A 9,947-nucleotide genomic window follows, 5' to 3' on the forward strand; every position below is an offset into this window, starting at 1 on the left:
GAGTTGATCGAGTAGATGCCGATGCAGCAGAACATCATGATGGCCGGGAACATCAGCCGGTAGGGCACCTTCAGCAGCTTCACCCACAGGCCGATCAGCGGCATGTTGATGACGAGGAGCATCAGGTTGCCGACCCACATCGACGCGATCATGCCCCAGAACAGGTTGGCGTTCTTGGTCATGACCTGCGGCCCCGGCACGATGCCGTGGATGGTCATCGCGCCGACCATCAGCGCCATGACCGCGTTCGGCGGGATGCCGAGGGTCAGGAGCGGGATGAAGGAGGTCTGCGCGCCCGCGTTGTTGGCGCTTTCCGGTCCCGCCACGCCCTCGATGGCGCCCTTGCCGAAACGGCTCGGATCCTTGGCGAGCTTCTTCTCGATCGTGTAGGAGGCGAAGGGCCCGAGCACCGCGCCGTTGCCCGGCAGGATGCCGAGGATGCCGCCGACGAGCGTGCCGCGCACGATCGGCATCGCCGATTCCCTCATGTCCTGCATGGAAGGCAGGAGACGCCCGATCGCGCTCCTGACGAGGTCGCGGGTCTCCTCGTTCTCGAGGTTGCGCAGGATCTCGGCGATGCCGAAGAGGCCCATGGCGAGGGTCGCGAAGTCGATGCCGTCGGACAGGAACTGCTGGCCGAAGGTCATGCGCTCCTGGCCCGTCTCGAGATCGGTGCCGACCGTCGAGAGCAGGATGCCGACGAGGATCATCGCGATGGCCTTGAGGACGGAGCCGCGGGCGAGGACGACCGCGAAGACGAGGCCCATCACCATGAGCGAGAAATATTCGGCCGGCCCGAAGATCAGCGCGAGCTTGGTGAGGGGCGCGCCCATCGCCGCGATGAAGACCGTCGCGACGCAACCCGCGAAGAACGACCCGATCGCCGCGATGCCGAGCGCGATGCCGGCGCGGCCCTGCTTGGCCATCTGGTGGCCGTCGAGGGTGGTCACGACCGAGGTCGCCTCCCCCGGGATGTTCACGAGGACCGCCGTGGTCGAGCCGCCGTACTGGGCGCCGTAATAGATGCCGGCCAGCATGATGAGGGCGCCGACCGGATCGAACTTGAAGGTGATCGGCAGGAGCATCGCGATCGAGGCCACCGGGCCGACGCCGGGGAGCACGCCGACCAGCGTGCCGACGAGGCAGCCGACGAAGCACAGGAGGATGTTCAGCGGCAGCGGGACGGAGCCGATGAAGGGAATGTCGACCGGGACGAACTGGAAGACGATCCCGAAGCCGAGGGCGAGATTGGCAAAGAGATCGCCCATCAGGCTCTCCGCATGCCGTCGGAGCGTGTCCGGGCGGGGCTCATTGCAGGTTCCCCGGCTGCTGGTCGACGACGACGTCGATCATCCCGTCCTTGTCGCCGGGGATGACGAAATAGATGAGGACGGACAGGGCCACGAGCACGCCGGCGGTCACGCGCAGGCGCAGGTCGTTGCTCCAGCCGGCCGGATAGAGGTCGGAAAGCGCCTGCGGATAGAGCGGGATCGGCAGGTTCAGGAGGTCGCCGAAGAGCAGCATGCAGGCCGCCGTCAGGGACAGGGACAGGATGAGGAGGTCTCGCCAGCGCACGTCGGCGGTCGCGTAGCCGCCGATGAACATGGCGAGCGGCCCCGCCCCGATCATGCCGAGCTGCGGCACGCTCACGCCGCCGCCGAGATCCACGCCCCGGATCGTCCCGGCGAAGGCCAGGATGCCGAGGACCACCATCACCGAGCCCCGCAGGGAGATCGGCTCGACGGCGTGGCCCTCCTGGAGGAGCCCAGCCGCCACCAGCGCCACGCCGCAGAGTCCGACACCGATCGCGAGCCAGCGCGGCAGCATGGCCGGCCCCATCGAGCGCAGGGTCCCCTGCGACAGGTCGCTCACCAGCCACAGGGCGAAGGCTGCCAGGGCGATCAGGGCGAGTCCGCCGACGAATGCCTGCGGTCCCTTCACGAACCCTCTCGGCGCCGGAGACTTGTCGGCATCGGCCGCCATGCCTGCTCCTCCCACCGTCATCGGGTTCACCGCCCGAATTCATTCGATCCGGGCATCGTTTCCATGAACTCCCGATGCAATCAACCCGGACAGCGGCGGAATCAGGCGGCGTCCCCCTCCTTTCCGTCCTGCGGCGAGCGCCGCCCATTCCGGCTCGACAGCCGCCCGCGCCGATGGGCCAGCGCGACCGGGAGGGCGGCGAGCGCCGCCATGCCCAGGAGAAGGAGCAGGACACGCGGCTGAACCAATTCGTCGAGGCGGGAGACCTGCCCCAGCTCCTCACCCAGGCTGACATAGAGAAAGGCGGCCGGCGCCCGGCCGACGAGCGTCGCGAGCGCGAAGGTCCGGGCCGGAATCCCGACGATGCCGGCCAGGATGTTGACGAGAAAGAAGGGGAAGAACGGCACGAGCCGCATCACGAGCAGATAGCCGAAGGCATTGGCCCTCAGGTCCTCGGCGGCGAGCGCGTAGAGCGGGCCGGCCCGCCGTTGCAGCCGCTCGCCCAAGGGGGTGCCCGCCGAGAGGCAGGCCGCCGCATGCACGACGAGTGCCCCCGCCGTCGCCGCGACGAGGATGGCCCCGGTGCCGATCCAGCGTCCGAACAGGAAGCCCGCGATCAGGCTCATGGGCGGCCCGACCGGAAGGCCGGAGGAGATGATGACGAAATAGGTCGTGAGAAAGACCGCGAGCGTCACGACGGGCGCCGCCTCCGCGGCCAGCCTCAGGCTCTCGCGGCGGGCGAGGAGGCTCGCCGTGTCCCACGGCGCCTCGCGGAGCGCGAGCCACGCCGCGGCGAGCGCGACCAGGGGCGGGATCAGAACGGCGAAGGGGCCCAGACGGCGGATCAAGAAAGGCGCTCCACCGCATCCGGATCGCTCGGAATTTAGCGAATCCGACCCCTCTTCGGCAACGATGTTCCTCAACGCTTCCTGAGGAGGGGGCGCGGTAGAGCCTTCGGGAGGTTGCGGGAGGGGAACGATGCCGGCGGAGCTGGCTCTGGGGATCGAAACCGGCCTGGGCGCCCTGGCCCTCGCCTTCGGCGCGGGCCTCGCCGCGGCCCGGACGTGGCTCGCCCGTCCCCGCGGGGAAGCGGACCGCAGCGCGGCGGCGGATCGCCGGGAACTCCAGGAGGCCCGCGCCCGGGCCGAGGCCGCGAACGAGGCCAAGTCCCGCTTTCTCGCAACCGTCAGCCACGAGTTCCGCACGCCCCTCAACGGCATCATCGGCATGGCCCGCCTCCTGCTGGAGACCCCGCTCGACCCGGAGCAGCGCACCTATGCCGAGGCCGTGCGAAGCTCGGCCGAGGCGTTCCTGTCCATGGTCGGCGACGTCCTGGACATGGCGCGGATCGAGGCCGGCCGGATCGATCTCGCCGAGGAGCCCTTCGACCTCGCCGTGCTGGCGCAGGGGGTGGCCGAGCTTCTGGCGCCGCGCGCCCAGGACAAGGGCACGGAGATCGCCTGCTTCGTCGGCGCCGACCTGCCGCGGCTGGTCCGCGGCGATGCGGGCCGGCTGCGCCAGGTGCTGCTCAACCTCGCCGGCAACGCCGTGAAGTTCACCGCCAGGGGCGGAGCCGGCATCAGGATCGAGCGCGAGGCGGGCGGCCGGATCTCGTTCTGCATCGAGGATACGGGTCCCGGCATCCCGCCGGAGCACGCCGCCACGATCTTCGAGGAATTCGAGCAGGCCGGCCCCGCCAGCGACGGCGAGCACGGCACCGGCCTCGGCCTCGCCATCACCCGCCGGCTGGTCGAGCGCATGGGCGGACGCATCGAGCTCGACACCACGGTCGGCGCCGGCTCGCGCTTCCGCTTCATGCTGCGCCTCCCGGAGGCCGAAGCCCCCCCGCCCGCGCCCGCGCCGCTGCGCCGGCATGTCCTCATCCTCTCGCGCTCTCCCTTCGAGGCGCCCTATCTCGCCCGCGTCGTCGCGGAAGCGGGAGGCCGCGCGCGGATCGCGCGGTCCCTCGCCGAAGCCGTCGACCTCATGGGGCGCGAGCGCTTCGACACCCTCGTCGCCGACCGCGCCCTGCCGGAAACGGATGCGAGGCTCGCCGCGGCCGAGGCGCGGCGGCGCGGGCTCGCGCGCGCCGTCATCCTGCTCTCCCCTTTCGAGCGGCGCGATTTCGGACCGCCGCAGGCCGCGGGCTTCGACCGCTACCTGATCAAGCCGGTCCGGGCCCGCTCCCTGGTCGAGCAGATCGGCGACGCTCCCGGCGCGGGCGCATCCGCTCCCCGGGCGGCGAGCGTGGTCCCGGCGGCCCCTGCGCCGTCCCGCGCGCGGCGCGTGCTCCTCGCCGAGGACAACCAGATCAACGCGCTCCTCGCGGTGAAAACCCTCGAGCGGCTCGGCGCCGTCGTCGAATGGGCGGCGAGCGGGACGGAGGCGCTGGAGCGGATCGAGGCATCCTTCGCCGAGGGCGGCCTGTCTTTCGATCTCGTGCTGATGGATCTTCACATGCCCGGCCTCGACGGCCGCGAGGCGGCGCGGCGCGCGCGGGAACGGGAGCGGCAGCTCGGCCGCCGGACCCGGCTGCGGATCGTCGCCCTCACGGGGAGCGCGACCGGCGGGCAGGAGGAAATCCTGCGCGGGGCCGGGTTCGACGGCCTTCTCGGCAAGCCCTTCGCCGTCGAGGCCCTCGCGGCCGCCCTGGACGGCAGGGAAGCCCTCCGCTCGGCATCCTGAGCGCCCGCCGGAGGCTGTGCGCCGGGCCCGCGGGCTGTCATAGAACCGTCGACCGCCTCCGCTATGGGCCTGATGCGATCGCCGAAAGGAATGTGCCGCCGATGCCCCTGGACCTGCCGAGCCTGCCCGGCTTCCTGCGATCGGGCCCCGAGCCCCTCGTGCGCTCGCTGCTGGACTGGGGAAGCGGCGACGCCTGGGCGGAGCCGGAGGGGGCGCTCGGCCGCAGCGGCTCCCTCGAGGTTCGCCTCGCCGCCGGCTCCAAGGAGGTGAGGCGCGCGCAGAAGCTGCGCTACAAGGTCTTCTACGAGGAGCGGTCGGCCGCCCCCTCGACCCGGGCGCGCCTGACGCGCCGCGACATCGACCCTTTCGACGAGATCTGCGATCATCTTCTGGTCCTGGACCACGAGGCAGGACCCAAGCGCTTCCGCAAGAAGAAGCCGAAGATCGTCGGCACCTATCGCCTGCTCCGCCGCGAGGTCGCGGAGAGCCGCTTCGGCTTCTACTCGGCCGGTGAGTTCGACCTGCGCCCGCTCCTGGCCCGCCACCCCGGCACGCGCCTTCTGGAACTCGGCCGCTCCTGCGTCCTCAAGCCCTATCGCTCGCGCCAGACGCTGGCGCTGCTCTGGCAGGGCATCTGGGCCTATGTCGGCCATCACCGCTGCGAGGCGATGATCGGCTGCGCAAGCCTGGAGGGAACCGACCCTGAGGCGCTCGCGCTGCCGCTCAGCTACCTGCACCATTACGCCCGCTCGCCCGCCGAATGGCTCGTGCGCCCGCATCCGAGCCGGCGCTGCGGCATGGACCGGATGGCGCCGCAGGCCATCGACGCGCGCGCCGCCTTCAAGCGCCTGCCGCCGCTGCTCAAGGGCTATCTGCGTCTCGGCGCGACGATCGGCGACGGGGCCGTGATCGATCGCGCCTTCGGCACGACCGACGTCTTCGTCGCCCTGCCCGTCGCCGTCATCGGCGAGCGCTACGTGAGCTATTTCACGCCGGAGGAGAAGGCCGCCTGAGCGGCCGAAGGCGGCATCATCCCACCTTCGGAACGACCCCGCCCGGATATGCGGCCAGGATGGCCCGCAGCCCCTCCCGGTAGGTCGGGCAGGTGAGATCGACGCCCAGCTCCTCGCGGACCAGGCGGTTCGAGACGCGCTTCGTCTCCCCCCAGAAGCTCGCCGCCATGGGCGGAAGGCCGGCCTCCTCGAAGGAGATTTCCGGCGGCAGCGCGAGGCCGGAAAGCCGCGCCGCCTCGACGAGCACGTCCTGGGGCGGCGAGGGCTCGTCGTCGGTGACGTTGTAAATCGCGCCCGGACGCGGGCGGTCCAGCGAGGCTTCGAGGATGCGCGCGATGTCCTCGACATGGATGCGGTTGAAGACCTGGCCCGCCTTGACGATCCGCTGCGCCCGGCCCGAGGCGAGCTTCTCGAAGGCGCTGCGGCCGGGCCCATAGATGCCGGAGATGCGGAAGACGTGGACGGGGACCCCCGCCTCCCGCTGGAGGCGCAGCCAGGATTCCTCCACGCGCAGCCGCGCCTGCGAGCGCGCCTCGCCGGGCACGGGCGCCGTCGTCTCGTCGACCCAGCCGCCGGCATGGTCGCCATAGACCCCGACCGTCGAGAGATAGCCGAGCCAGCGCAGGTTCCTCGCCCGGAGCAAGGCATCCGTGAAGCGGGCCAGGACCGGGTCCCGGCCCTCCGCCGGGGAATCGGGCGGAACGCTGACGAGGATCGCCTCGGCCGCCTCAACCTCGGCCTCGAGCGCCGCCTCCTCGCCCGGGAAGAGGCGCAGCGCCACACCCGCGGGAGGAACCGCCGCTCGGCGCCGCGTGCCGATGACGGACCCGAAGCGCCCGCCCGCGCGGTGCACGAACATCTCGGCCGAATAGCCCAGGCCGAAGACGACAAGGCTCACGACATTCCCTCCCTTTCCCCGCCCTCCCCTTCCTCGCGCCGGCCCTGCGCCTGCGCCTTCTCCTCGCGCCGGGCGACGGCCCGGATGCTGAGGCCCGACCACATGGTCTCGGCGAGAAAAGCGGTCAGCGCCCCGATCGAGCAGACCAGGGAGAGGGCGAAGGAGTAGAGCAGGAGGCGCTCCACGGGAAGCCGGCGGGGACTTCCGAAGAGCAGAAGCGCCGAGAGACAGGTCAGGGCGGCCCCGCTCGCGCCGAGCACCACGGCGATGTCGAGCAGCGTCGTGCGCCGCCGCAGATAGGAGAGCTGCCGCGTCAGGAACTCCGCCTCCTCCCCGCTCGCAGTCCGAAGCTGGGCCGACAGGAGATCCACGCGGTCGGCGACGCGCCCGAGCCGCGTGGAGAAGACGTTGAGCAGCGTCGCGATGCCGGAGAGCAGGAAGACCGGCGTCAGCGCGACCTGGATCGTGTGGGCGATGTTCTCGAGGGGCAGGAGGTCAGACATCGGCCGCCTGCTCCGCGAGGCGCGCCCATTCGGCCCCGACATCGGGATCCGGCTCGGCGGCCTCCCGCCCGGCGGCGAGGCGAAGCGCCCGCTCCGGGGCGAGGCGGCCGAGCGCCCAGATCGCCATGGCCCGAACGAGCGGAGAGGAATCGTCCAGCAGCCGCTCGGCATCGTCCGCCAGCGCCGCATCATCCGAATTGCCGGCCGCGACGAGGACGTTGCGCAAAAACCTGTCCCGCCCGGTCCGCTTGACGGGGGTCCCCGCGAAGCGGGTTCGGAAGGCGGCATCGTCGAGCCGCAGGAGATCGGCAAGGGGCTGGGCCGCGAGGTCGTCCCGGAACGCCAGGCGCGCGTCCTGCGCCGCTTGCGCGAATTTGTTCCAGGGGCAGACGGCGAGGCAATCGTCGCAGCCGAAGACGCGGTTGCCGATCGCCTCCCTGAATTCGAGGGCGATATGGCCTTTGTGCTCGATCGTCAGGTACGAGATGCAGCGCCGCGCATCGAGCCGGTAGGGGCCGGCGAAGGCGTCGGTCGGGCAGATGTCGAGGCAGCGGCGGCAGGAGCCGCAGCGGTCGCCCTCGGCCTCGTCACGCGGCAGCTCCGCGGTGGTGAAGATCGCCCCCAGCAACAGCCACGAGCCATGCCCGCGCGAGACGATTACCGAATGCTTCCCCGTCCAGCCGAGCCCGGACGCGGCTGCGAGCGGCTTCTCCATCACGGGCGCGGTATCGACGAAGACCTTGACATCCGCCCCGGCGCGGGAGGCGAGCGCCCCCGCAAGCTCCTTGAGGCGGCCCTTCATCACGTCGTGATAGTCGCGCCGCGCCGCATAGGCGGCGAGGAGGCCTCGGCTCTTCTCGGCGAGGAGGGCGAGCGGGTCGTGCGGGGGGGCGCAGCTCGCGCCCAGCATCACGATGGAGCGGACCTCGCTCCAGAGCACGGAAGGCGCGGCGCGCCTCTCCTCGCCCTCCGCCATCCAGTCCATTCCCGCCTGGTGGCCCGCCTCCAGCCAGGCGCGCAGGCGCCCGGGCGCCTCGGGAATCGAATCCGGCGAGGTCACGCGCAGGAGGTCGAAGCCGAGCGCCCGCGCCCGCGCGGCAAGGTCGGATTTCAGCTTCGCGGCGGGGCGCCCGCCCGTCCCTAGAAATCCAGATCCGCGTAGTGGCGGGGAGGCGTCATGCCGGGCACCCGGTCGGCGAGGAGCGTGCGGAAGGCCGGGCGCGATTTCACGCGCGCGTACCAGTCCTTCGCCATCTCGTCCTCTTCCCATGGCACGTCGCTGAGGTAATCCGCGCAGGACAGGTGAGCCGCCGCCGCGAGATCCGCATAGGTCAGGTGATCGCCCGCCAGCCAGTCCCGCGTGGAGGCGAGATAGCCGATATAGCGCAAGTGATAGCGCATGTTGGTGCGCGCCGCACGGATCGCTGCCGGATCCGGCGCCTCGCGCGAGAAGCGCTTGTAGATCTTTTCGTTGACGAGATGGGCCGTCACCTCCTCGAAGAACTTGACGTTGAACCAGTCGAGGAGGCGGCGCACCTCGACGCGGCCGGCGGGGTCCGTCGGCAGGAGGCGGCGGCCGGACACGCCGAGGCCGCGCGTCTCGTCGAGATATTCGGCGATCACGCTCGCGCCCGGAATGGCGATCTCGTTCTCCTGGAGGACCGGCGTCGTGCCCGAGGGGTTGAGGAGAAGGAACTCGTGCTCCCGCACCCAGGGCTTGCGCTCCTCGGTCAGGGGCTCGAGGCCGATCTCGCCCATCGCCAGGCGGACAAAGCGCGAATGCGGGCAGAACGAGTGATGGTGCAGGACGGCCATAGGCTCTGGCGAAGACGAAGCAGCGTAGCGCCATCAAGCCGGTCCACGGTTAACGGCCGGTAACCATGGCAAGGCCCGCAACCATGGTTTCTTTGCAACCCTTCCAAAGGGATAAACGGATAACTAACCGCCCGCGGGAAACGAGCCCGGCACGGGGGCCGGAAAGCGGGGCGCGACATGGGCACGATGCAATGGTGGCAGGCGCTCTTTCTCGGCCTCGTCGAGGGAGGGACGGAGTTCCTGCCGGTCTCCTCGACCGGCCATCTCCTGCTCGTCGAGCATTTCTTCGGCCTCGACGGGGAGGCCAACAAGACCTTCGCGGTTCTCATCCAGCTCGGCGCGATCCTGGCGATCGTCTCGGCCTATTTCACGCGGCTCCTGCGCATCGCCGTCGACCTGCCGCATTCGGCCGAGGCGCGGCGCTTCGTGATCGGGGTGCTGGTCGCCTTCCTGCCGGCGGCCTTCATCGGCGCCCTCGCCCATTCCTTCATCAAGGGCGTCCTGTTCAACCCGACGATCGTGTGCCTCTCGCTGATCGTCGGCGGGTTCGTCCTCATGGTGGTGGACCGCCTGCCCCTCCAGGTGCGCCACCGCGACGCGATGCATTTTCCGCTGAAGATGTATCTCGGCATCGGCTTCATCCAGTGCCTCGCCATGATTCCCGGCGTCTCCCGCTCGGGCGCGACGATCGTCGGCGCGATGGCCTTCGGCGCCGACAAGCGCTCGGCTGCCGAATTCTCCTTCTTCCTCGCCATGCCGACCATGGCGGGCGCCTTCGCCTACGACCTGCTCAAGAGCTACAAGCTCCTGGGCTTCGACGACGCGGCGATGATCGCGATCGGCTTCGTCGCGGCCTTCGCGGCGGGGCTCCTCGTCGTCAAGACCGCGCTCGACTACATCTCCCGCCACGGCTTCGCGCTCTTCGCCTGGTGGCGCATCGTGGTCGGATCGGCGGGGCTCGCGGGGCTTCTCGTCTTCGGGTGAGACGCCGGCGGGGTGGAACCCCGGGCCCCCCGGCCTTAACCCGGGCCCCCGGGCCCCCCCCCGCCC

General features: G+C 70.7%; 10 protein-coding genes. 3 read left to right on the forward strand and 7 right to left on the reverse strand.

Translation table 11 applies throughout. The features are described from left to right. The 3 genes from PKD06_RS12305 to PKD06_RS12315 all read right to left on the reverse strand — a co-directional run. Positions 1 to 1,268 (reverse strand): tripartite tricarboxylate transporter permease (locus PKD06_RS12305; RefSeq protein WP_324380479.1); only part of this gene is annotated, 1,268 nt, incomplete at its 3' end. Positions 1,269 to 1,308: 40 nt separating this feature from the next. Continuing rightward, positions 1,309 to 1,983, reverse strand: a complete 675-nt coding sequence (locus tag PKD06_RS12310) for a tripartite tricarboxylate transporter TctB family protein (RefSeq protein ID WP_324380480.1) — start codon at positions 1,981 to 1,983, stop codon at positions 1,309 to 1,311. A 101-nt stretch (positions 1,984 to 2,084) separates the two neighbouring features. Continuing rightward, positions 2,085 to 2,831, reverse strand: a complete 747-nt coding sequence (locus PKD06_RS12315; RefSeq protein WP_324380481.1) for a VTT domain-containing protein — start codon at positions 2,829 to 2,831, stop codon at positions 2,085 to 2,087. 130 nt (positions 2,832 to 2,961) lie between these two features. Here PKD06_RS12315 and PKD06_RS12320 point away from each other — a divergent pair, with 130 nt between their 5' ends. Both PKD06_RS12320 and PKD06_RS12325 read left to right on the forward strand, forming a co-directional pair. Further along, on the forward strand, positions 2,962 to 4,668 hold the full coding sequence (locus PKD06_RS12320; RefSeq protein WP_324380482.1) for an ATP-binding protein: 1,707 nt from the start codon (positions 2,962 to 2,964) through the stop codon (positions 4,666 to 4,668). A gap of 101 nt (positions 4,669 to 4,769) precedes the next feature. Continuing rightward, entirely contained in the window at positions 4,770 to 5,681 is a 912-nt protein-coding gene (locus PKD06_RS12325; protein ID WP_324380483.1) for a GNAT family N-acyltransferase, read from the forward strand. Positions 5,682 to 5,697: 16 nt separating this feature from the next. On the opposite strand, the gene PKD06_RS12330 is transcribed toward PKD06_RS12325, so the two are convergent. The 4 genes from PKD06_RS12330 to PKD06_RS12345 are packed head-to-tail and all read right to left on the reverse strand — an operon-like array spanning position 5,698 to position 8,897. After that, entirely contained in the window at positions 5,698 to 6,579 is an 882-nt protein-coding gene (locus tag PKD06_RS12330) for an SDR family oxidoreductase (protein ID WP_324380484.1), read from the reverse strand. Further along, positions 6,576 to 7,082, reverse strand: a complete 507-nt coding sequence (locus PKD06_RS12335; RefSeq protein ID WP_324380485.1) for a DUF2721 domain-containing protein — start codon at positions 7,080 to 7,082, stop codon at positions 6,576 to 6,578. Before PKD06_RS12335 ends, PKD06_RS12330 begins: the two co-directional genes overlap by 4 nt. Beyond that, positions 7,075 to 8,325: a tRNA epoxyqueuosine(34) reductase QueG gene (gene queG, locus PKD06_RS12340; protein ID WP_324380503.1), complete on the reverse strand. Its 1,251-nt coding sequence runs from the start codon at positions 8,323 to 8,325 to the stop codon at positions 7,075 to 7,077. Before queG ends, PKD06_RS12335 begins: the two co-directional genes overlap by 8 nt. Then, entirely contained in the window at positions 8,223 to 8,897 is a 675-nt protein-coding gene (locus PKD06_RS12345) for a glutathione S-transferase family protein (RefSeq protein WP_324380486.1), read from the reverse strand. The genes queG and PKD06_RS12345 overlap by 103 nt, the downstream gene beginning before the upstream one ends. Positions 8,898 to 9,074: 177 nt before the next feature. Between PKD06_RS12345 and PKD06_RS12350 the strand changes: the two genes are divergently transcribed. Further along, positions 9,075 to 9,881 carry an undecaprenyl-diphosphate phosphatase gene (locus PKD06_RS12350; protein ID WP_324380487.1) on the forward strand — a complete coding sequence of 269 codons (807 nt, stop codon included), beginning with the start codon at positions 9,075 to 9,077 and terminating at the stop codon, positions 9,879 to 9,881. Positions 9,882 to 9,947: the final 66 nt, after the last annotated feature.

It is taken from the genome of Enterovirga sp., assembly GCF_035325185.1.
GTDB lineage: Bacteria > Pseudomonadota > Alphaproteobacteria > Rhizobiales > Beijerinckiaceae > Enterovirga.

Excerpts from the sequence above, each read along its gene's own strand:
- PKD06_RS12310 (WP_324380480.1), bottom strand. The coding sequence starts at position 1,983 with ATGGCGGCCGATGCCGACAAGTCTCCGGCGCCGAGAGGGTTCGTGAAG.
- PKD06_RS12320 (WP_324380482.1), top strand. The coding sequence starts at position 2,962 with ATGCCGGCGGAGCTGGCTCTGGGGATCGAAACCGGCCTGGGCGCCCTG.
- PKD06_RS12325 (WP_324380483.1), top strand. The coding sequence starts at position 4,770 with ATGCCCCTGGACCTGCCGAGCCTGCCCGGCTTCCTGCGATCGGGCCCC.
- PKD06_RS12335 (WP_324380485.1), bottom strand. The coding sequence starts at position 7,082 with ATGTCTGACCTCCTGCCCCTCGAGAACATCGCCCACACGATCCAGGTC.
- PKD06_RS12345 (WP_324380486.1), bottom strand. The coding sequence starts at position 8,897 with ATGGCCGTCCTGCACCATCACTCGTTCTGCCCGCATTCGCGCTTTGTC.
- PKD06_RS12350 (WP_324380487.1), top strand. The coding sequence starts at position 9,075 with ATGGGCACGATGCAATGGTGGCAGGCGCTCTTTCTCGGCCTCGTCGAG.